Source organism: Comamonas koreensis (genome assembly GCF_021026195.1).
Classification (GTDB): Bacteria; Pseudomonadota; Gammaproteobacteria; order Burkholderiales; family Burkholderiaceae_C; genus Comamonas; species Comamonas koreensis.
This window is the reverse complement of sequence record NZ_JAJNCT010000003.1, coordinates 138,831-160,976: the sequence shown is the minus strand read 5'-3', so window position 1 is coordinate 160,976 and position 22,146 is coordinate 138,831. Positions and strand designations below refer to the sequence as shown.

Below are 22,146 nucleotides of genomic sequence, written 5' to 3'. Positions count from 1 at the left end.
GCATTTGTCGCACGCGGTACAGGCACTGCCCCAGCGCAGCGCGACCATGCCGCAGCGGGATCAGCAGCCTGTTGCGACCCGTGTTCAGAACCAGGAGACAAGATGATCAACAAGATTTCGGACTCGATTGCCGAGTCCCTCAGCCGCGTCCAGGACGGCTCGACCGTGCTCATCGGCGGCTTTGGCACCGCCGGCATTCCAGCAGCCCTGATTGATGGCCTGATCGCACAGGGTGCGCGCGACCTCACGGTGGTCAACAACAACGCCGGCAATGGCGACACGGGCCTGGCAGCCCTGCTCAAGACCGGTGCCGTGCGCAAGATCATTTGCAGCTTCCCGCGCCAGGTCGACAGCTATGTGTTTGACGAGCTCTACCGCAGCGGCAAGATCGAACTCGAAGTGGTGCCCCAGGGCAACCTGGCCGAGCGCATGCGCGCTGCCGGTGCCGGCATCGGCGCCTTCTTCTGCCCCACCGCCTACGGCACCGAGCTGGCCGCCGGCAAGGAAACGCGCGAGATCAATGGCAAGCACTATGTGCTGGAGTACCCCATCTATGGCGATGTGGCGCTGATCAAGGCCGAGCAAGGCGACCGCTGGGGCAACCTCACCTACCGCAAGTCGGCACGCAACTTTGGCCCGGTGATGGCCACCGCTGCGAAGTACACCGTGGCCACCGTGCATGAGATCGTGGAGCTGGGCCAGCTCGACCCCGAGGCCGTGGTCACCCCTGGCATCTATGTCAACCAAGTCATCAAGATCGAGCGCGTTGCCACGCAAGCCGGTGGCTTCAAAAAAACAGCCTGAAGCAGGAGACAAGACCATGAGCAGCTACCAAAAACGCACGAAAGACGAACTGGCCGCCCGCGTGGCGCAGGACATCCATGACGGCGCCTACGTGAACCTGGGCATTGGCCAGCCGACGGCCGTGGCCAACCACATCCCCAAGGACCGCGAAGTCATCCTGCAGTCGGAAAACGGCATCCTGGGCATGGGCCCGGCACCCGCCGCTGGCGAGGAAGACTATGACCTCACCAACGCCGGCAAGCAGCCCGTCACCTTGCTGGCAGGCGGCAGCTTTTTCCACCATGCCGACAGCTTTGCGATGATGCGCGGCGGTCACCTCGACATCTGTGTGCTCGGCGCTTTCCAGGTGGCAGAAAACGGCGACCTGGCCAACTGGAGCACCGGTGAAGCCGGTGCCATTCCCGCCGTGGGCGGCGCGATGGACCTGGCCATTGGTGCCAAGCAGACCTGGGTGATGATGGACCTGCTGACCAAGAAGGGCGAGAGCAAGATCGTCAAGCAATGCAGTTACCCGCTGACCGGCATTGGCTGCGTCAAGCGCATCTACACCGATGTGGCCACCATCGAGGTCACCGACCAGGGCCTCAAGCTCATCGACACCGTTGCAGGTCTGGACAAGGCCGAACTCGAAAAAATGATTGGCCTGAGCCTGCTGTAAGCGCAGCGCCGATCTGTATTCATCCAAGGAGACCAAGATGACCAACGCCTATATCTGCGACGCCGTGCGCACCCCCTTTGGCCGCTACGGCGGCGCGCTTGCCGGTGTGCGCACCGATGACCTGGGTGCTGTGCCCATCAAGGCGCTGATGGAGCGCAACCCCGGTGTGGACTGGACGGCCGTGACCGATGTTATCTACGGCTGCGCCAACCAGGCCGGCGAAGACAACCGCAATGTGGCCCGCATGTCCAGCCTGCTCGCGGGCCTGCCCATCGATGTGCCCGGCGCCACCGTCAACCGCCTCTGCGGCTCGGGCCTGGATGCCGTGGGCTCCGCTGCCCGCGCCATCAAGTCCGGCGAAGCGCGCCTGATGATCGCCGGTGGTGTGGAATCGATGAGCCGTGCGCCCTTTGTGATGCCCAAGGCCGAATCCGCCTTCAGCCGCAACAATGCCGTCTACGACACCACCATTGGCTGGCGCTTTGTCAACAAGCAGATGAAGGCGCTGTACGGCGTGGACTCCATGCCCGAGACGGCCGAGAACGTGGCCGACGACTTCAAGATCGAGCGCGACGCCCAAGACCGCATGGCCTTGGCCTCGCAGCAAAAGGCCGCAGCGGCCATCGCTGCCGGCCACCTGGCCCGCGAGATCGTGGCCGTGACCATTCCACAGAAAAAGGGCGATGCGCTGGTGATCAGCCAGGACGAGCACCCCCGCGCCACGACGATCGAAGCGCTGGCCAAGCTCAAGGGCGTGGTGCGCGAAGGCGGTACCGTGACGGCCGGCAATGCCTCGGGCGTGAACGACGGCGCCTGCGCCCTGCTGCTGGCCAATGAAGAAGCTGCCCAGCAATACGGCCTGACCCCGCGCGCCCGTGTGGTGGCCATGGCGACTGCCGGTGTGGCACCGCGCATCATGGGCTTTGGCCCGGCACCTGCCGTGCGCAAGGTGCTGGCACTGGCCGGCCTGACCTTGGCCGACATGGATGTCATCGAGCTGAACGAAGCCTTTGCCGCCCAAGGCCTGGCTGTGCTGCGCGACCTGGGCATTGCGGATGACGACCAACGCGTCAACCAATGGGGCGGCGCGATTGCGCTGGGTCACCCGCTGGGCGCATCGGGCGCACGCCTGGCTACCACCGCCGTCAACCAGCTGCATGCACTGGGTGGCCGCTACGCACTGTGCACCATGTGCATCGGCGTGGGCCAGGGTATTGCCGTGGTGCTCGAAAAAGTCTGACGCCCACTGCGGCGGCAAGCGCAGGCCTGCAAGGGCCGCGCCTCGCCCCGCATCCCCCGACACCCTCCCCCCCAAAAACACCAGCGCTGCTGCCTAGCCCGCCTTGGCGCAGCCACGCCCGCGCAGCGATGCAGGGGCACTTTTTGAAGGACAGAACGCCATGGCAACACAACAAATCACCACTGCGACCGGCATCTTCAACATCGATCTGCAAGGCCCCGAGGGCGCGCCGGTGCTGGTTTTCTCCAACTCGCTGGGCACCACCTTGGACATGTGGGATGCCCAGGCCCGTACCTTCAGCAGCCAGTACCGCGTGCTGCGCTATGACACCCGTGGCCATGGCGCCAGCGTGGTAAGCCCTGGCCCCTACCAGTTCGCGCAACTGGGCGGCGATGTGCTGGCCATTCTGGACAGCCTGGGCATCGAGCAGGCCCATTTCTGCGGTATCTCGATGGGCGGCCTCACCGGCCTGTGGTTGGGCGTGCATGCCGGCGCGCGCATGCGCAGCATCACCGTGGCCAACAGCGCCGCCAAGATTGGCGCCGAAGCCGGCTGGCGCGACCGCGCGGCCCTGGTGCGTGCCAATGGCGCAGCAGCCATGCAGACCCTGGCCGATTCATCGCCCAGCCGCTGGTTCACCGAGGGCTTTATCGCCAGCCAGCCCCAGGTGGTGCAGACCGCCCAGGCCTGGATTGCCGGCATTGCCCCCGAAGGCTATGCCAGCTGCTGCGAGGCCCTGGCCGTGGAAGACCTGCGTGCCGATATCGCCCGCATCCAGACCCCTACTTTGTTGATTGGCGGCAGCGCCGACCCGGTCACCACGGTGGCCGATGCCGAGGCCATGCATGCCGCCATTGCCGGCTCGGAGCTGGCGACGGTGCCGGCCTCGCACCTGTCGAACCTCGAAGTGCCCCAGGCCTTTGACCTGGCACTGGGCAGCTTTTTGCAGAAACACTGAGGCAGCTGCCTTGAACCATGCAGACGGGTACCAAGAACAACAACCGCCCGCTGCAGCCCTTCCTCAACCAAGGAGACAAGCATGTCCGATGCCAATCCACGCTGGAAGCAGCGCCCTGCCGGATCGACCTGGGGCGACTTCGGCCCCGATGACCAACTGGGCCGCCTCAACCTGCTGACGGCCGCCAAGGTGCGCCAGGGCGTTGCCGAGGTGCAGGAAGGCCTGCGCTTTTCGCTCAGCCTGCCGCTCGACTACCCTGGCGGCAGCGCGCTCAATCCCAACCGCAAGCCGCCCGTGCTGCGCCCCTTGCAGCGCAAGGGTCTGGTCAACTTCAACTGCCTACTCGGCGACCTGGAGCCCGGCCGCACCGATGTGCTGTCCGACGACATGGCCGTGCTGTCGCTGCAGTACTCCACCCAGTGGGATGGCCTGGCCCATGCCGGCCAGCTGTTCGATGCCAATGGCGACGGCGTTCCCGAGCCGCTCTACTACAACGGTTTTGCCGCTGGCCGCGATGTACTGGGGCCGCTGCTGGTCAGCGACACCGGCATGCCCACGGCCGAGAGCAGCGGCAGCACCAGCTGCGCCAAGGCGCTGGGCATCGAGGGCATGGCACAGAACGGCGTGCAAGGCCGGGGCGTGATGATGGACCTGCATGCGCACTACGGCGATGCCCGCAGCCTAATCGGCTACGACGAATGGATGCGCGTGATCGAGGCCGACCGGCTGGAGATCGAGCCCGGCGACATGCTCTGCCTGCACACCGGTTTTGCCCAGGCCGTGCTGGCGATGCAGAAGAACCCCGACCCGGTGGTGCTGAACAACCGCTGCGCGGTGCTCAATGGCCGGGACGAGAAGCTGCTGCAGTGGATCAGCGACAGCCAGATCGCCGTGATTGCGGCCGACAACTATGCCATCGAGGCGCACCCGGCCCAGCCTGGTGCCGATTGCTGCGCGGCGCTGCCCCTGCATGAGCACTGTTTGTTCAAGCTGGGCCTGCACCTGGGCGAGCTGTGGCACCTGACGCCGCTGGCGCAGTGGCTGCGTGCCCATGGCCGCAGCCGCTTTCTGCTGACCGCCCCACCGCTGAACCTGCCCGGCGCCATTGCCTCGCCCGTCACCCCGATTGCTACGGTCTGAGACCGGCCTTCAGTGAACCGCTTTACAGCGGCAGCAGCGCTAGCCTAGCCTGCCGCACCCTACCCCGGAGCCACCATGCCCTACATCATTGAGACTTTCGACAAGCCCGAACACCAGGCCGTGCGCCAGGCCCACCGCCCGGCGCACCTGGACTTTCTGGCACGCAACGCGGAGCTGCTGCTGGCCTGCGGCGCCAAGCTGCAGGACGACGGCAGCGACATGGGCGGTGGCCTCTATGTGGTGGACCTGGACACGCGCGAGGCGGCCCAGGCCTTTATCGAATCCGATCCCTTCTACCAGGCCGATCTGTTTGCCCAGGTGCGCATTACGCGCTGGCGCAAGGCCTATGTGGCCGGCCAGTGCTGCCTGTGACGCCTTTCTTGGAAACCTCTATGTCCACTCCAACGACTCCATCGACCTCCGCACGCCCCCGCGTGCTCATCACCGGCGGCGGCGCCGGCATTGGTGCAGCCGCTGCGCTGCGCTGCCATGCCGATGGCTATGACCCGGTCATCATCGACCGCCAGATCGACCAGGTGCCGGCCGGTTTTGTCGCCATCCAGGCCGACCTCAGCAGTGCCGAAGACACGGCGCGCGCGCTGAACGAAGCGCTCGCTGGCGGCCCCATCACCCGCCTGGTGAACAACGTCGGCATCGTGGTGCCCAACGATGCCGCCAGCCAGACGCTGGCCGAGTTCGACCTCGCCGTATCGCTGAACCTGCGCTGCGCGTTCCAGTGCATGCAGGCCTTGCTGCCCGGCATGCAGGCGGCGCAGTTTGGCCGCATCGTCAACATGTCCTCGCGCGCGGCGCTGGGCAAGGATTTGCGCACCGCCTACGCCGCCACCAAGGCCGGGCTGATCGGCATGACCCGTGTCTGGGCGCTGGAGCTGGGCCAATGGGGCATCACTGCCAATGCCATCGGCCCCGGCCCCATCCGCACCGAGCTGTTCGACAAGGCCAACCCACCGGGCGCCGAGCGCACACAAAAGATCATCCAGTCGGTGCCCGTCAAGCGCGTGGGCACGCCCGACGACGTGGCCCATGCCGTGGCCTACATGCTCGACGAGCGCAGCGGTTTTGTCACCGGCCAGGCGCTCTATGTCTGCGGCGGCATGACCGTGGGCGTGGCACCGGTCTAGCCTTTTTTTGTGGGCCTGTCGGCTGCAGGCCCCGCTTTGCTCCTTCCATTGATAACAAGAGACATCGATGTCAAAAATCACCGCTTTTTTCACCGAGCTGATGCGCAAGTATCTGCCCGACCCCTTTGTGTTCGCGATCCTGCTCACCTTGCTCACCATGGTGCTGGCCTTTGCTGTGGAGAGCCGGCCCATCAACCTGGTGGTGCAGGACTGGGGCAAGGGCTTTTGGAGCCTGCTGGCCTTCACCACCCAGATGGCGGTGATTCTGGTGATGGGCTATGTGCTGGCGGCCGCACCGGTGGTGGACCGCTTCCTCAACCGCATTGCCGGCATGGTGCACACGCCGCGTGGCGCCATCATCATGGCCACCGTCGTGGGCTGCGTGGGCAGCTACCTGAACTGGGGTTTTGGTCTGGTGATCGGCGGCATCATGGCCAAGAAGCTGGCGCTGCGCGTCAAGGGCGTGCACTACCCGCTGATCATCGCCTCGGCCTACACCGGCTTCACGATGTACAGCCTGGGGCTGTCGGCCACCATTCCGGTGCTGATCTCCACCAAGGGCCACAGCTTTGAAAAGCAGATGGGCATCATCCCGCTGAGCGAAACCATTTTCTCGCCCCACATCCTGCTGACCGCGCTGGCCGTGCTGATCGTGCTGCCGCTGATCAATGCGGCGATGCATCCGAAAGCCGGTGAAAAAGTCACCGAGATCAGTGCCGAGCTGGCCGGCAACGAAGAGTCCAAGGGCCCATCGGCCGCGAACCTGCTGGGCGACGAAAAGACCTTTGCCGGCCGCCTGAACAACAGCCGCATCCTGAGCTGGCTGATCGGCCTGACCGGCATGGCTTTTGTGGCCATGCACTTCATGCAGAACGGCAGCCTCGATCTGAACATGATCAACTTCTTCATCCTGTTCCTGGGCATCTTGCTGCTGGGCACGCCGATGAAGTATGTGGAAAAGGTCAATGAGGGCGTCAAGACCATTGGCGGCATCATTCTGCAGTTCCCGTTCTACGCCGGCATCATGGCCATCATGCATGCCTCAGGTCTGGTCGAATCGATCGCCCATGTGTTCGTCAGCTTCTCGACCGCCTACACCCTGCCGCTGTGGGGCCTGGTGAGCTCCTTCTTCATCAACTTCTTTGCGCCTTCGGGCGGCGGCCACTGGGTGCTGCAAGGCCCGTTCATGATCGAAGCGGCCAAGACCCTGGGCGCATCGCAGGCCCATACCGCCATGTCGGTGATGCTGGGCAATGGCTGGAACGACCTGGTGCAGCCTTTCTGGATCCTGCCTGCGCTGGCGCTGTCCAAGCTCAAGCTCAAGGACATCATGGGCTACACGGTGGTCTCGATGTTCGTTGTGGGGGCCATCTATATCGGCTCTTCCCTGTTCTGGCCATAAACCGGGATAGACCTTCCCTTCCTCCGGCTGTCACGCGAGACCCAACAAGCATTGACAAAACAAGTGGCAGCCTTTTTCACCTTGCTTTGGAGATACCCATGAACACCATCCGTTTCAACGCCCGCCGCACTGTGCTGCAAGCCATTGCCGCTGCCAGCCTGGGAGCCGCCCTGCTGCCAGCAGCCTTTGCAGCCGAGGCCTTCCCGAACAAGCCCATCACGCTGATCGTGCCCTTTGTGGCCGGTGGCACCACCGACATCCTGGCCCGCATCGTCGGCCAGTCGCTGGGCGAAGAGCTGGGCCAGCCGGTCATCATCGACAACCGCGCCGGCGCTGGTGGCAATATCGGCGGCCAGTTTGCTGCACGTGCGCCGGCCGACGGCTACACCATCTTCATGGGCACCGTGGGCACCCACGCGATCAATGAATGGCTCTACAAGAAGATGCCCTTCAACCCCAACAAGGACTTTGTGCCGCTGACCCGCGTGGCCAATGTGCCCAACCTGCTGGTGGCCAACCCGGCGCAGCCTTTCAAGAACGTCAAGGAGCTGATCAGCTACGCCCAGGCCCACCCCGGCCAGGTGAACTTTGGCTCCTCGGGCAGCGGCAGCTCCATCCACCTGTCGGGCGAGCTGTTCAAGATGATGGCCAAGGTCGACATGATCCACATCCCCTACAAGGGCAGCGCGCCGGCCGTGACCGACCTGTTGGGCAACCAGATTGCGATCATGTTTGACAACATGCCCTCTGCGATCCAGCACGTGCGTTCGGGCAAGCTGCGCCCACTGGCGGTGACCACCGCCAAGCGCTCGCCCGAGCTGCCCGATGTGCCAACCGTTGCCGAAGCAGGCGTGCCTGGCTACGAGGCCACCTCCTGGTTTGGCCTGTTCGCCCCCACCAAGACGCCCGCCGATGTGCAGGCCAAGTTGCACGCCGCCATCATCAAGGTGTTGCAAAAGCCTGACGTGATAAAAAAAATTGGCGACCAGGGCGGCGAAGTGGTGACCGAATCGCAGGCCGAATTTGGCAAGTTCATCGCTGCTGAAAACGCCAAGTGGAAGCAAGTGGTGAAGACCTCGGGCGCGACCGCAGGCTAATCCACAGCCCAAGCGCACACAGCAAAGCCGCCGATCCTGGACGCCCAGGACCGGCGGCTTTTTCTATGGCGATTGACTAAAAGATCAGACGCCGATCGGGCCGCCGTCCGCCTTCTGGATCACCACCGTCGACGAGCGTGGGCGCACTTTGCCATCGGGCGCGCGGGTCGCATCGGCCGTGCCATAGGCAGGCCAGTTCACCGGGTGCTGGATGTTGAGGAAGATGCTGGTGTGGTCCGGGGTATAGGCAAAGCCGGTGATCTCGGCCTCATTCGGGCCGACAAAGAAGCGGCGCAGCTCGGCCTGGTTGGCGGCGTTGATGACGGGGCCCGTGCCCTTGGCATCCTTCAGCGCGCCGGGCACCACGGCGAGCATCTGGTCGTTGGTGGCCTTGGCAACGGCGTTGTTGCGGCCACCGTCGATGCCGTTGTCGGTCTGGATCCACAGAATGCCGCGGTCATCGAAGGCAATGCCATCGGGGCTGGCGAGCTGGTTCAGCTCGGTCAGGCCCGAGCGGTTGGTGTCGGCGTTGGAGGCGGCATCCGAGCCAAAGACAAAGATGTCCCAGCGGAAGGTGTTGGCACCGGCGTCGTCGTGCCAGCGCACGATATGGCCGTTGACATTGTTCAGGCGCGGGTTGGCGGCATTGGTGCCACGCTCGGCATTGCGGCTGGTGTTGTTGGTCAGGGTCAGGTAGACATCGCCATTGCTGGGGTGCACGGCAGTCCACTCGGGGCGGTCCATTGGCGTGGCACCGACAAAGTCTGCCGCGCCGCGCGTGTTGATCAGGATGGCATCGATATTTCCAAAGGCCTCGCCCAGGCTGCGGCCGTCCTTGCCCTTGGTGGCAGGGGTCAGCGCCAGCCATTCGCCCTTGCCTTCAGCATCAAAGCGCGCCACGTACAGGGTGCCCTTGTCCAGGTACTTGTGGCCCACGGCAATGCGGTCGCTGCGTGCGGCATCCTTGGGGTCCCACAGCGCTTCGGACACAAAGCGGTAGATGTACTCAAAGCGCGAATCATCGCCGCTGTAGAAAGCCAGCGGCTTGCCGGCCACCGGGATGCCGTAGGCAGCGCCTTCATGGGCAAAGCGGCCCATGGCGGTGCGCTTGGTGGCCGTGCTGCCGGGGTCATAGGGATCGATCTCGACCAGGTAGCCAAAACCGTTGACCTCATTGCGCCAGTCCTGCAGGCCATCGGCGCTGGTGGCGGTGATGTTGAAGCGGGCAAATTCGCCTTGCTGCTCAGTGGCATCGCCAGCGGCCGTTTCCCATTGGTAGCGGCCAGCCTTGGCCTGCACGCCCACGCGCTTTTGCGCGGCGGTTTGCTCGCCGGTGTTGACAAAGCAGGCGGCCCAGTTTTCTTCGGCGGTGATGTAGGTGCCCCACGGGGTGGTGCCATTGCCGCAGTTGTTGTTGGTGCCGCGCACCTGGGTGCCTCCGGTGGAGAACGGCGTCTTGACCCAGTCCGTACCCGCCACAGGGCCGGACAGGTTCATCGGCGTGGCCGAGGTGAAGCGGCGGTTGTAGCGCGAGTTCTGAATGATCTCCCACTGGCTGCCCTGCTTGCGCACATGCATGACGGCCACGCCATGGGCATTGACCTCCTTGCGCACCTCTTCTGCCGGGCGCTTGCCAGCCACCGAGGTGGGGCCGTTCGGGTGCAAGGCTTTCTCGTCGATATATTCGTGGTTGACGACCAGCAGGCCTTCGCTGGAGCTGCCGGCCAGCGGGAAGTAATGCATGCCGTCATGGTGCATGCCGGTGGAGTGCAGCAGATCCTGCGAGGTGTTGCGGCCTTCATTGCTCCAGGGCGCTGCCTGGTCGTTGAGCGGCGTGCCCCAGGCACCGATGACCGAGGCCACATAGCCGGCGGGCACCACGCAGGCATCTGTCATCGAGTTGGGCAGCGACGCAAAGCCGAGCTTGACGGCCTTGTCATCATCGCCATCGCTGCCGCCACCGCAGGCGGAAATACTGGCACCGGCAAACAGCGCCAGGGCCGAACCCAAGCTACCGCGCATTACCAGACGGCGCGACATATTCGCTTCAAGAATGGTGCTGAAGGGGGTGTTGCCGTCCGTGTTGCGGACGACCTTGTCGGAAATGGATTTGCTCATCGCTTCGACTCTCCTGATTGTGGGACCACCGTTGGAAAGGGCCCAGTCTAGGAAGCGGAAATGACGGCTCCGTGAATATCCGATGACGTCACCGCATCGTCACGAATGCGATACCTTTGTGCGCTATAGGCGCATGCAAGGCCTTTTCAGGCAGCGACTGGTTCCAACCGGTAGCGGTGCTGCAGCGACTGCTCCAGACCGAACTCCGCCAACAGTTGCTGCAGCCGCTCGGCCGCCGCGCGCTTTTTGTGGCCGGTGTACTTGGCCAGGATCAGCTCGTTCTTCATGCTGTGTTCCCAGCCGACCAGCTCGGTCACGGTGACCTGGTAGCCCTGGCTTTCCAGGTAGAGGCAGCGCAGCACATTGGTGATCTGGCTGCCCATCTCGCGGGTGTGGATGGGGTGGCGCCAGAGTTCGGCCAGGGGGGTGCGCGACAGGCTCATGGCCTTGTTCTGGCGCAGGCATGCGGCCACTTCGGCCTGGCAGCAAGGCACCAGCACCATCGCGCGGGCATGCTTATCCAAGCCAAAGGCGATGGCATCATCGGTGGCGGTATCGCAGGCATGCAGCGCAGTGACCACATCAAAGCGCTCGGGCACCGCATCGGTACGGGTCGAATCGGCGACCGACATGTTCAGAAACGACATGCGGTCAAAACCCAGATTGGCCGCCAGCTGCTGCGAGGCCTCGACCAGCGGCGCACGGGTCTCAATGCCGTAGATATGGCCACGGCCCAGGTTCTTGAAGAACAGGTCGTAGAGGATAAAACCCAGGTAGGACTTGCCGGCGCCATGGTCGGCCAGACTAACCGGGTGGTCTTGCGCCGACAGCTCGGTCAGCAACGGCTCGATGAACTGGTAGAGGTGGTAGACCTGCTTGAGCTTGCGGCGCGAATCCTGGTTCAGCTTGCCATCGCGCGTGAGGATGTGCAGCGCCTTGAGCAGCTCGATCGACTGTCCGGGCTTGAGCTCCAGCTGCTGGGCAACATCGGGGGCGGCGGGCTTGGTGGTGCTACGGCCTGCGGCGCGCGGTGCTTTCATCGTTTTCATTCCTTGGCCTTGCTGCTGGCAGCGTCCTGGTGCGGGAAGGGGCAGCGCGGGCCCACGCCCAGGTCCAGCCAGCCTTCCAGGCCCAGCGCATCGAGCGTCTCCATGTTCTTTTCGTAAATCGCATCCGCTTCGGGGAAGGCCTCGACGGCCTTGTCAATGCTCTCTTCGCGCAGCAGGTGCAAGATGGGGTATGGCGAGCGATTCGTGCAGTTGGTCACATCATCGACCGTCGTGCCCTCGAACTGGAACAAGGGGTGGAACGAGGCCACCTGCAGGATGCCGCCCAGATCCAACTCTTCAATCATTTCGTCGGCGATTTCGAGGAAATCATTGAAATCCAGAAAATCATGCAGCGCATAAGGGAGGATCAGCAAGGTGGTATCGCGCTTATCCGGATTAGCTTCGGCCAGCGCTTCGAGCTCGCGGTGCAAGTCGTGTGCCACCGCTTCGGCATCCTGCGCGTCGCTCACCACATAGTGGATCTGGTCCTTGACATGCACGCCCTTGGCAAACGGGCACAGGTTCAGACCGATGACGGCTTTTTCCAGCCAGTTCACGGTGTCGGCCATCACCACCTGGTGCAAGGCCTCATCTGCAGGCGCAGGTGCAGCATGGGTATCGGTCATCGTGGGGCTTTCTGGTGGAGTTATAGATGGCCAGCGGGGGCTGTCTGCGGGCCATCACCCTGCAAAGGGGTGGGCGCTGGGCGCAAGGGCGGCGCAAGGCCACAGGCTGGCAGAGGCTGACACTGGGCCTGCCATTGTAGCGAGGGTGGCTTGGCCAGTGCCTGCGCTAAGCCATGGCACCCATGCAGAAGCCCGGTATTCAGGGAACGAGGACGCGTTGGCCCGTCAGGCGTTCATGCTCCCGCAGTGCATAGCGGTCCGTCATGCCAGCGATGAAATCGGCCACCACGCGGGCGCAAGCGACCCGATCCAGCCCGGCGGCACGGGCGGCGAAGCGCGGCTTCATCTGCAAAGGGTCGGCCAGGTAAATGTCAAACAGCTCGCGCACAACGGCCTTGGCCTGGCCGGTGGTCTGCACCACCTGCGGATGGCGGTACAGGTTTTTGAACAAAAAGCGCTTGAGCTCGGCCGACTCGGCCGCCATCGTGCGGCTGAAACCGACGAGGGCGGGCAGCTGGCGCACGGCATCCACGTCGGCCGGCTGCGCGGCTTGCAGGCCGGCACTGGTGTGGCGGATCACGTCGTAGATCTGTTCACTGAGCATGCGGCGCGTGGCCTCGTACAGCCATTTGCGCTGCCAGCGCGGCTCCTGCAGCTGCGGGTACTCGGCCAGCGCCTCGTGGGCATAGCGGGCAAACAGCGGCACGCCCATCAGCTGCCCCAGACTGATCAGGCCGGAGCGCACGCCGTCGTCGGCATCATGGGCGTTGTAGGCGATCTCATCGGCCAGATTGGCCAGCTGGGCTTCCAGACCAGGCCGCTGGCCAAGCAGGAAACGCTGGCCCACGCCGCCCGGCTCGCGGGCCTCCAGCTGCCGCGCATGCTTGGCGGAGCAGTGTTTCAGAATCCCTTCCCGGGTTTCAAAGCAGAGGTTCAGCCCGCTGTAGTCGGGGTAGCGCTCTTCCAGCGTATCGACCACGCGCAGGCTCTGCATATTGTGCTCAAAGCCGCCAAAGTCCTGCATGCAGTCATTGAGCACATCCTGGCCCGCATGGCCAAAAGGCGTGTGGCCGAGGTCATGGGCCAGGCAGATCGCCTCGGTCAGGTCTTCGTTGATGCGCAGTGCCCGCGCCACCGAGCGGCCCAGCTGCGCCACCTCGATCGAGTGCGTGAGGCGGGTGCGGAACAGGTCGCCTTCGTGGTTCAAAAAAACCTGGGTCTTGTAGACCAGACGGCGGAAAGCGGTGGAGTGCACGATCCGGTCGCGGTCGCGCTGGAAGGCACTGCGCGTGGGCGCCGCCTCTTGCGCATGCAGACGGCCCTGGCTGCGGTGAGAGAAGCAGGCATAAGGCGCCAGGCCCAGCTCGGTCCAGACTTGCTGGGGCTCGGCTGGCTGCATCAGCGGCGCGGGGCGGTCCATCCGATCAGGCCTGCACTGCCTCGGCGCAGCACAGGTCGATAACTTCGCGCACCAACGCGTCGGGCGCTTCGCGCACCACCGCCTTGCCTGGGCCATCGATCAGCACAAAGCGGATCGCGCCGGCCTGGGATTTCTTGTCGTGGCGCATCAGCTCCAGATAGCGGCCCGCGTTGTCCTGGCTATCCAAAATGGCACCGCGCACCGGCAAACCGGCACGGGCCACCAGCGCACGCAGGCGCCGCACAAAGGCAGCATCGACCAGACCCAGACGCTGGGACAGCTCGGCAGCCATCACCATGCCGGCCCCCACGCCTTCGCCATGCAGCCAGACACCATAGCCCATGCCGGCTTCGATCGCATGGCCAAAGGTGTGGCCAAAGTTCAGGATGGCGCGCAGGTCTGCCTCGCGCTCGTCCTTGGAGACCACATCGGCCTTGATCTCGCAGCTGCGGCGCACTGCATGGGCCAGTGCGCGCTTGTCACCAGCGATCAGCGCAGGCATCTCGGCCTCCAACCAATCCATAAAGGCCATGTCTGCAATCGGGCCGTACTTGATGACTTCGGCCAGGCCGGCGCTCAGCTCGCGCGCAGGCAAGGTGTCAAAGGTGTCGAGATCACACACCACCAGCTGGGGCTGGTAGAAGGCGCCGATCATGTTCTTGCCCAGCGGATGGTTGATGCCGGTCTTGCCGCCGACAGACGAATCCACCTGCGACAGCAAGGTAGTGGGAACCTGCACAAAAGGCACGCCGCGCATAAAGCTGGCGGCAGCAAAGCCGGTCATATCGCCTACGACACCGCCCCCCAACGCAAACAGCACCGTCTTGCGATCGGCGCCGTTGTGCATCAGCGCATCAAAGATGCCTTGCAGGGTCGTCCAGTTCTTGTGCGCCTCGCCATCGGGCAGCACCACCAGTTCGACCTTGGGGTAGTGGGGTGCCAGCGCGGCCTGCAGCTGGCGGGCATAGAGGGGGGCCACTGTGTCATTGCTGACGATCAGCGCCTGCGAGGCCTTGGGGCAGTGCGCAAAGGTGTCCGCCTGGGCAAGCAAGCCGGAAGCAATCAGGATGGGGTAGGAGCGGTCGCCCAGGTCAATATGAACAGTGTCGGTCACAGCGTTTGCGTCGGAAAGTTGTATGGATATCGCTCGTCCATTATCGGGGAGTTGCCAAAGTGGCGCCCGGCTGCGGCACCAGGCCCGCCAACTCGGCCTGCATGCTGACCTTGCGCATGACCTGGCCGGTGCCGCAGCGCAAGGTGTCGATGGTGTAGTGCGCCGTCTCTTCGTACAGGGTCGCGCGCACGGCCAGCAGGTCCTTGAGGCGTTTGAGCGTGTCATCGCCCTGCAGCAGGGGCCGGCCGGTATCGTTGCGCAGGCGCCGGGCAATGTCCTCGGGGCTGGAATGCAGGTAGAACACCGTTGTGTGGGCATGCAGCACGGCGCGGTTCTCTGGCCGCAGCACCGCGCCACCGCCGGTGGACAGGATGCAGGCCCGCTCCCGTGTCGCCAATGCGGCAATCACCTGGGCCTCGACATCGCGAAAAGCCTGCTCGCCCTGGGAAGAGAAGTACTCCTTGATCGTGCAGCCCAGCTGCGCCTCGATCACATGGTCAGAGTCGACAAAATCCACACCCCAAAGGCGTGCCAGCTGCCGGCCGATGGTGGATTTCCCACTGCCGGGCAGCCCAATCAAACACACGGAAGGTGCCATCGCGCTACATCCTGAAAACGGACTGCACATGATAGGGCAATGGCGGGCGTAAAAAAACCTCCGGGGTTGCCGGAGGTTTTTAACGCAGATCCAGGTGGGATCTACAGGCTTGTCATCAAGACGCTGCCGTAGGGGTCGTTGGTGTCGTCGGCGTGCAAGTGCCTGCCGTATCAGTCACACGGAACGTCACTTCGCGGCTGACCGAGTTGGTCGCATTCTTCGCCGTCACAAACATGCGGTACGTAGCCACATCTGCACAGGTGAGTGGAGCACCCGAAGCGATACGGCCGGTGGAGCCTTGGCCCACCACTTGCAGCCAGCTTGGTGCGCCTTCCAGCGCCCAGGTCACATTGTCACCGGTAGCCGAGAAGGTGTAGGTGTAGGAGGTTCCCACTTCCACAGAGGCGATCGGGCAAGGCGACGTCGACGAACCGGTGCAACCATTGATGGTGAAGGCCACAGGGTTGTCCGGCAGATTACCCACGACAGTCAGCACCAGGGTTTGACGCGCGGTCGCGCCGTTGGCATCGCGCACATTCAGCACCACGGTGTAGGCACCAGGACCCTTGACATTCGGCGTGCCGGAAATCAAGCCATCAGAGCTCAGGCTCAGGCCGGTTGGCAGGGTCGAAGTGGTGGACCACAGGAAGGGAGCAACACCGCCTTCTACAACCAGGGCATGAGAATAAGGCTCGGCATTCTGCACCGTCTGCGCCAGTTCCGACTCAGGAATGGTCAGCGCGCTGGAGGCAATCGCATGCACGACGGGAATCACAGCGTACTGGGTGATGGGTTGCTGGATGCCATTGGTCAGGTCATTGTCAGCGCGGTCGACTGTCAAACGCAGCAGCAGCGAGCCCGAAGCGGGGCCGCTGGCCACAGAGAACTGGCCTACGCCATTGACGGTGCTGATCTGGATGGAACCACTGTTGGTCTGACCACCGGCCAGCAACCGAGCGCCGTCGGATGCGGCATTGGGAACAATGCTGACCTGCAGGTTGGCATTGCCCGAGCTGCTCACGGGCTGGTCATTGTCGTTCTTGAGGATCGCCTGTACCACCACGCTGTTGGGGATGTTGTTCACGTTGTCACGCGAACCGACGTACGAGGCATCCTTGGTCAAAGTGACCGTTGCAGGGGTTGCGGTGCTGCCGCCGCCGACCTTCACGGTTGCGCGGTCGGTGTAGACCTTGTTGTCACGCGGATCGGTCACGCTGCACTGTACGGTCACATCGCCAGCAATGCCGTGCGAAATGATATGGAACGACGCACCACCGGCATTGGAGCCCAGGGTGATATTGCGGTAGGCGCCTGGCACCTTCACGGTCTCGGTTCCGACGGCTAAATCAACGGTGTGCTCGTCCTTGCCATCCAGGTAGTAGAGCGAGCCCGAATCCAGCCCCGAGGTGATATTGCACGAGAATGCACCATCTTCTTGGTTAGGAATGGGATTGTTGCCGGCATTGGCCTGGATATACAGCGTGGACATATATGGGTAGTAGTCCGCTGCGCCAGGATAGCCGGGCAAACTGCCTGCCACGTTTACCGGAACCGACGTTTTCGAAGACGTCAGCTTGATGCTGTATTGCAGCTGCGACTCACCACCGCTACCGCCACCACCGCCACAAGCTGCCAACAACAGTGGTGCCACCAGCACCAAGGGCTTCAACAAATTTCTCATAACTCTCCCTGTCTATCTTAATTAACGCATTTCACCGCGGTCTGAAATCATCTTGGGCGTGATGAATACCAGCATTTCGCGCTTTTCCGATTCACGAACATTGCTCTTGAACAGATTGCCCAGCACCGGTACATCGCCCAACAAAGGAATCTTGTTGGTGGTCGATGTTTCCGACAACTCGAAAATACCGCCAATCACCACGGTGCCGCCATTTTCCACCAAGACTTGGGTCTTGATGTGCTTGGTATCGATGGCAGGACCAGCCGAGGTGTTCGCGCCTTGGGAGTCCTTGGAGACATCCAGATCCAGGATGATGCTGCCTTCTGGGGTGATCTGGGGCACAACCTCGAGCTTCAACACCGCTTTTTTGAATTCCACCGTGGTGGCACCATTTTGCGCAGAGTTCTGGTATGGAATTTCCGTACCTTGCTCGATCAGTGCCTTGGTTTGATCAGCCGTGATCAAACGCGGGCTGGAGACAATCTTGCCCTTGCCATCTGCTTCCATGGCCGACAATTCCAAGGCTAAGAAACGGTTGGCAGCTGAATTGAAAATGGAGAGCGCAAAGGAGCCACTGCCGCCGCCGGTAGAAAGCACGGCAGGCAGGTTGACAAAGCTACCGTTGGACGTGTTTGTACCGCCCATGCCCGTGGTGCCCACGGCATTGTCATAGCTGGTGCCAAAGCCCACACGGTTGCCTCCACCAATGCTGTAACCACCATCTCCGCCCTTGGAAGCGCGCAAATCGCCACCGCCTAAACGTACGCCCAATGCACGCCCAAAGGTGTCACGCGCCTCCACGATGCGGGCTTCAATCAGCACCTGGCGCACAGGAATATCAAGAGTCACCAGCAGGCGACGGAACTCTTCGAGCTTGGCGGGCACATCGGTGATGAACAGCTGGTTGGTACGGGGTTCGGCAATAGCCGAACCACGAGGTGTCAGAAAACGGCTCTGCGTTCCACCGGTACCACCACCACCGCCGGTATTGCTGGTAATTTGCTTGAGCAGCTCAGTCGCCTTGGCATAGTTAAGCTGGAAGGCCTGCGTTTGCAGAGGCGTTTTTTCCTCTAGCTTTGCCACCGCATCAAAGTCTTTCTGAATGCGCTCGTCGATTTCATCCTTGGGTGCGATCCATAGAACCGTACCGGATTTGCGCATACCTAAACCCTTGGCGTCCAGGATGATCTGCAGCGCCTGGTCCCAGGGAACATCCTTCAGACGCAGGGTGAGCGCACCATTGACCGTGTCCGAGGTAACAATATTGAAGTTAGTGAAGTCGGCAATTACCTGCAGCAGCGAACGAACTTCAATGTTCTGGAAACTCAATGACAGTTTTTCGCCGGTGAAGGTTCCGGAGGAACCCAGCTTGTTGGGATCGGACTTGCGCTGACGCACCTCCACGACAAACTGGTTGTCGCTCTGGTAGGCACTATGCTCCCATTCACCCGCATTTTTCAGCTGTACGAACACAGTACTGCCTGCTTGGCGCGCCGAGATCATTCCGACGGGTGTGCCGAAGTCCGCCACATCTAGCTTGCGGCGCAGCGCCTCTGGCAACAGCGTGTGCTGCAGCTCCAAGGTCAGACCATCGCCTTGCTTGGAGATGTTCACCCCTACCTTGTTATTTGGCAGGGTGATCACCAGACGCCCTGCACCATCGGTACCACGACGAAAATCCAGATTGGACAGTGGCTGCGAGTAATTATTGCCATCTTCGGCAAACTGGGTATTTTGCGCATTGGCGTTGGTCACCGCCTTGGCCGCAGGATCCAGAGCCACCAGCAAGTCATTGCCGCTGATTTCAGTCTTGTAGTTGGTGCTTTCCTTCAGGTTCAGCACCACGCGGGCCTTGGTATCCGTCTCCACGACATTCAAGGAACGCAGATTGCCTTGGTTGAGCTCGACCCGATTGTTGGGCATCGCACTTTTGAACCCGGGCAGATCCAGCACCACACGTGCAGGAGATTGGATGCTGAAGGTTTCAGGCAAGACCAGCGGCGCACCGTCCGTCTCGATCTTGACCATCTCCACGCCGTCACGCACCAGGGTCGACACCTTGTTGATACGCCCCTGCGCCAGCGCCCAGGATGGCAGCAACATGGCCATCAAAGGGATGAGTACGCTGAATTTTTTCATTTTTTGGCCTCCTGCAGTTCAAGCACTGCATCTCTCTCTATCCATTCACCCACACCGTCTTGCACAATCTCCCGCAGGGTGACTGCACTCTCGCTGATGCTTTTTATCTTTCCGTAGTTCTGGCCCATGTACATGCCCTTGCTGACCTGGTAGATCAGGCTGTCGGCCTTGACCAGGGCCACATCCTGGTTGCCCTTCTTCAAAAAGCCCACCATGGAAATGGTATCGAGCGGAAACGACTCGAGCTGCTCTTTGCGTCGCGCGCGTTCAGGCGCCACCAGCGCATCGGAGATGGTCGCTGGCGCATTCGCACTGCCGCCCAACAACGCGGCGAGACGCTCCTTGCTGAAAGGGTCCAAGGTCGTACTGGCCACATAGCCCTGAGGCACAAATTCCTTGGGTGCGGTAATGGGTTTGACCGAGGGCCGCGTGCTGGCTTGCTCTTGCTGCATCCACTGCTGCAAGTCATCGCCTTCGTCAGTACAGGCTGTTAACAGCGACACCGCCAACGCAGCGCCTATCCATTTAGACAAAGTATGCATATCCACCTTACTTCTTCGCGTTCTGCTTGGATTTCGCCGCTTGCTGCTCTTGGAGCTCTTGCGGATCCAGATAGCGGAAGGTTCTTGCGGTAGCGTTCAGCACCAACGTCGCACTTTCCTTGTTGGCGGGCGCCAGCGCAATGTTGTTCAAGGTCACGATGCGCGAGAGATTGGCGACGTCCGCCGCAAAAAAGCCAATATCGTGGTACCTGCCGTTGACCTGCAAGGTGATTGGCAACTCGGCGTAATAGTCCCGCACCACCGTCTGACCCGGTTTGAACAGGTCAAACTGCAGACTCCGGCCAATACCGGCCTGGTTGATATCGGACAACAACGCAGCCATTTCCGCCTTGCTGGGCAATTGTTTTTCCAGCTGGGTCACGTACTGCAAGACCTGCTCGCGCTGTTTGCGTAGCGCATCCAGATTGACCGCCTTGCGCAGACGTGTCTTGTAGTCTTCCTTGAGCTTGAGCTCTTCGGCCTGCGCCACAGACAGCTCGTCCTCAAAGCTGCTCAAATAGGCATACCAGCCCAAACCGATTACCAGTGCCGCAATAAACACCAACAAGACCGCGCGAGGAGCAGCCGGCCAGACAGATGGGTCCTTGGGGTCGAGGTTTTGAAACTGGCGCAGAAATCCTTGCAGCGCCTCCCCCACTTGTATATTTTTTTTCGTTGCCATCGTCGCCCCTACTTTTTCACACCTTGAGCGATGTGGGCCTGCTCCACATCACTGGAACGCATCAGGCCAAAACGCAGGTTGAAGCCGGCAACCCGTTTTCTCTCACGGGCATTGATCTGTGTGGTCGTACCCACTACCTCGACCAGCTCAGGCTTGGACAACCAGGGCGTCTTGGTGGCTAGGCTGTTGAGCAATTCGGACACCCGCTCATTGGATTGGGCAATACCCTGGATCTGCACAGTCTGTTCTTGCTGCTTGAGGCTCTCGATATAGACGCCATCGGGCAGCTGAAGGACCAGCTCATTGAGCAAATGGACCGGCAGATTGCGGTCGGACTGCAGATCCTCCACAGCCTTTTGCCGCGCCTTCAGCGCGGCAATTTCCGCATCAATCTTGGCCACATCGGCGATCTTGATATCCAGTGCCTTGATCTCACGAGTCAGCAGCGCATTGCGCCCGGCTTGCAGGTCAATCTGGTACTGGTAAAACATGTAGACAGCGCCGCAAACCACCGCGCCCACCAGGGCTGCCGCGACCATCGATGCCTGAAAACTCTCTTTGCGCTTTTTGCGTGCGGCTTCACGGTGCGGAAGCAGATTGATCAATATCATGCGGCATACCTCCGCAACGCCAGTCCACAGGCCGTGAGATAGGTAGTGAAGTCCTTGCTTTTAGCCCGCGAGCGCACCGCAGCATCCATCACCATGTCTTCAAACGGATTGGCGGCAGACGCGGCAAAACCTGTGGCATCGATCACCGCATCTGTCAGGCCACTGAGCACGGCCGAGCCGCCTGCCAACAAAATATGGTCGATGCGGTTGTGTGGTGTGCTGGTGAAAAAGAACTGCAAAGCACGGTTGATCTCCTGCCCGATGCTTTCCACAAAAGGCTTGAGCACGACCTGCTTGTAATCAGCGGGCAGATCACCGCCGCGCTTTTTCTGCTCAGCTTCTTCTTGTGAGAAGCCATACTGGCGCATGATCATCTGCGTGAGCTGACCACCGTTGAAGGATTGGTCGCGCTCATAGATCACCTGGTTGTTGTGGATGATCTGCAGAAACGATGCATTACCGCCAATTTCAAAGATGGCAATGAACGCGTCCTTGCCTTTGCTGGGCATATTGCCGATCAGGCGCCGGGCTGCCAGCGCGGTGGCGTTGGATTCGATCTCGAGCACCACGGGCTTGAGGCCAGCCGCTTCTGCCAGGCCCTGTCGGTCCTGAACCGTCTCTTTGCGCGCTGCTGCAATCAGCACATCGACATCACCTATCGAATTGGAGGAAGGGCCAATGACGTAGAAGTCCAGGTTCACCTCATCGAGGGAAAATGGTATGTATTGGTTAGCTTCTGATTCAACTTGAAACTCCATCTCCAGCTCTGAGAGCCCCGATGGCAGCACAATTTTCTTTTGAATCACGGCAGAAAGCGGCAACGCCAGTGCCGCTTGCTTGGTTCGCGTCCCGCTTTTTTTGACCAAACGACGCAAGGAATCAGCTACTTCATCAAAGCGCTCGATACCCGACTCGGTGACCCAGCCAGGCTCCAGCAGCTCTTGAGCACAGCGCTCAACAACGTACTGACCGCTGCCATTCCTCCCCAGTTCTACCAACTTGATGCTCGACGCACTCACATCTATCCCCAAGAGGCTAGACGGCTGGCGTCGGAACAAAGATCCCATTGAGACCAAGATGGGCTCCTCCCTAATTTGCTCTATATTGAGCTACAAAACTTAACAC

Annotated in this window: 21 protein-coding genes; 9 read left to right on the top strand and 12 right to left on the bottom strand. The window is 61.8% G+C overall.

From position 1 onward, the window contains the following. Positions 1-102: 102 nt before the first annotated feature. From LPW39_RS00750 to LPW39_RS00710, 9 genes are all read left to right on the top strand, one after another. Positions 103-804 carry a 3-oxoacid CoA-transferase subunit A gene (locus LPW39_RS00750; protein ID WP_021026103.1) on the top strand — a complete coding sequence of 234 codons (702 nt, stop codon included), beginning with the start codon at positions 103-105 and terminating at the stop codon, positions 802-804. Between the two features lie 16 nt (positions 805-820). Continuing rightward, positions 821-1,462 (top strand): 3-oxoacid CoA-transferase subunit B, encoded by a 642-nt coding sequence (locus LPW39_RS00745; RefSeq protein ID WP_230770519.1) that lies wholly within the window; start codon positions 821-823, stop codon positions 1,460-1,462. 37 nt (positions 1,463-1,499) lie between these two features. Further along, positions 1,500-2,702, top strand: coding sequence for a 3-oxoadipyl-CoA thiolase (pcaF, locus tag LPW39_RS00740; protein ID WP_230770518.1), 1,203 nt, complete (start codon positions 1,500-1,502; stop codon positions 2,700-2,702). Between the two features lie 160 nt (positions 2,703-2,862). Beyond that, positions 2,863-3,660, top strand: a complete 798-nt coding sequence (gene pcaD, locus LPW39_RS00735) for a 3-oxoadipate enol-lactonase (protein ID WP_230770516.1) — start codon at positions 2,863-2,865, stop codon at positions 3,658-3,660. Between the two features lie 81 nt (positions 3,661-3,741). Beyond that, positions 3,742-4,800 (top strand): cyclase family protein, encoded by a 1,059-nt coding sequence (locus LPW39_RS00730; protein WP_230770515.1) that lies wholly within the window; start codon positions 3,742-3,744, stop codon positions 4,798-4,800. A 75-nt stretch (positions 4,801-4,875) separates the two neighbouring features. Beyond that, positions 4,876-5,172 carry a YciI family protein gene (locus LPW39_RS00725; protein ID WP_230770513.1) on the top strand — a complete coding sequence of 99 codons (297 nt, stop codon included), beginning with the start codon at positions 4,876-4,878 and terminating at the stop codon, positions 5,170-5,172. A gap of 20 nt (positions 5,173-5,192) precedes the next feature. Further along, entirely contained in the window at positions 5,193-5,942 is a 750-nt protein-coding gene (locus LPW39_RS00720; protein WP_230770512.1) for an SDR family oxidoreductase, read from the top strand. 67 nt (positions 5,943-6,009) lie between these two features. Then, positions 6,010-7,344, top strand: coding sequence for a short-chain fatty acid transporter (locus LPW39_RS00715; RefSeq protein ID WP_230770511.1), 1,335 nt, complete (start codon positions 6,010-6,012; stop codon positions 7,342-7,344). A gap of 98 nt (positions 7,345-7,442) precedes the next feature. Further along, complete coding sequence (locus tag LPW39_RS00710) at positions 7,443-8,441, top strand: Bug family tripartite tricarboxylate transporter substrate binding protein (RefSeq protein ID WP_230770509.1); 999 nt, start codon at positions 7,443-7,445, stop codon at positions 8,439-8,441. A gap of 84 nt (positions 8,442-8,525) precedes the next feature. Here LPW39_RS00710 and LPW39_RS00705 read toward each other — a convergent pair whose 3' ends face one another. The 12 genes from LPW39_RS00705 to LPW39_RS00650 form a co-directional block, all read right to left on the bottom strand. Beyond that, the gene (locus LPW39_RS00705; RefSeq protein ID WP_230770507.1) at positions 8,526-10,559 is read right to left on the bottom strand and encodes a PhoX family protein; all 2,034 of its coding nucleotides are present in this window, start codon (positions 10,557-10,559) and stop codon (positions 8,526-8,528) included. A 146-nt stretch (positions 10,560-10,705) separates the two neighbouring features. Further along, entirely contained in the window at positions 10,706-11,599 is an 894-nt protein-coding gene (locus LPW39_RS00700) for a class I SAM-dependent methyltransferase (protein ID WP_230770506.1), read from the bottom strand. Between the two features lie 5 nt (positions 11,600-11,604). Then, entirely contained in the window at positions 11,605-12,234 is a 630-nt protein-coding gene (locus LPW39_RS00695) for a DUF1415 domain-containing protein (protein ID WP_230770505.1), read from the bottom strand. 199 nt (positions 12,235-12,433) lie between these two features. Continuing rightward, positions 12,434-13,633 (bottom strand): deoxyguanosinetriphosphate triphosphohydrolase, encoded by a 1,200-nt coding sequence (locus LPW39_RS00690; protein ID WP_230770778.1) that lies wholly within the window; start codon positions 13,631-13,633, stop codon positions 12,434-12,436. A 25-nt stretch (positions 13,634-13,658) separates the two neighbouring features. Then, the gene (gene aroB / locus LPW39_RS00685; RefSeq protein WP_230770504.1) at positions 13,659-14,768 is read right to left on the bottom strand and encodes a 3-dehydroquinate synthase; all 1,110 of its coding nucleotides are present in this window, start codon (positions 14,766-14,768) and stop codon (positions 13,659-13,661) included. 40 nt (positions 14,769-14,808) lie between these two features. Beyond that, positions 14,809-15,366, bottom strand: coding sequence for a shikimate kinase (locus LPW39_RS00680; RefSeq protein ID WP_230770503.1), 558 nt, complete (start codon positions 15,364-15,366; stop codon positions 14,809-14,811). A 115-nt stretch (positions 15,367-15,481) separates the two neighbouring features. Further along, positions 15,482-16,855, bottom strand: a complete 1,374-nt coding sequence (locus LPW39_RS00675) for an Ig domain-containing protein (RefSeq protein ID WP_230770502.1) — start codon at positions 16,853-16,855, stop codon at positions 15,482-15,484. A 213-nt stretch (positions 16,856-17,068) separates the two neighbouring features. After that, positions 17,069-19,186, bottom strand: coding sequence for a type IV pilus secretin PilQ (gene pilQ / locus LPW39_RS00670; RefSeq protein WP_230770501.1), 2,118 nt, complete (start codon positions 19,184-19,186; stop codon positions 17,069-17,071). Continuing rightward, positions 19,183-19,728 carry a pilus assembly protein PilP gene (locus tag LPW39_RS00665; protein WP_230770500.1) on the bottom strand — a complete coding sequence of 182 codons (546 nt, stop codon included), beginning with the start codon at positions 19,726-19,728 and terminating at the stop codon, positions 19,183-19,185. Before LPW39_RS00665 ends, pilQ begins: the two co-directional genes overlap by 4 nt. A 7-nt stretch (positions 19,729-19,735) precedes the next feature. Further along, positions 19,736-20,410 (bottom strand): type IV pilus inner membrane component PilO, encoded by a 675-nt coding sequence (locus LPW39_RS00660; protein ID WP_230770499.1) that lies wholly within the window; start codon positions 20,408-20,410, stop codon positions 19,736-19,738. An 8-nt stretch (positions 20,411-20,418) separates the two neighbouring features. Continuing rightward, entirely contained in the window at positions 20,419-21,021 is a 603-nt protein-coding gene (locus tag LPW39_RS00655) for a PilN domain-containing protein (protein ID WP_230770498.1), read from the bottom strand. Beyond that, on the bottom strand, positions 21,018-22,097 hold the full coding sequence (locus tag LPW39_RS00650) for a pilus assembly protein PilM (protein WP_230770497.1): 1,080 nt from the start codon (positions 22,095-22,097) through the stop codon (positions 21,018-21,020). The genes LPW39_RS00655 and LPW39_RS00650 overlap by 4 nt, the downstream gene beginning before the upstream one ends. Positions 22,098-22,146 lie beyond the last annotated feature (49 nt).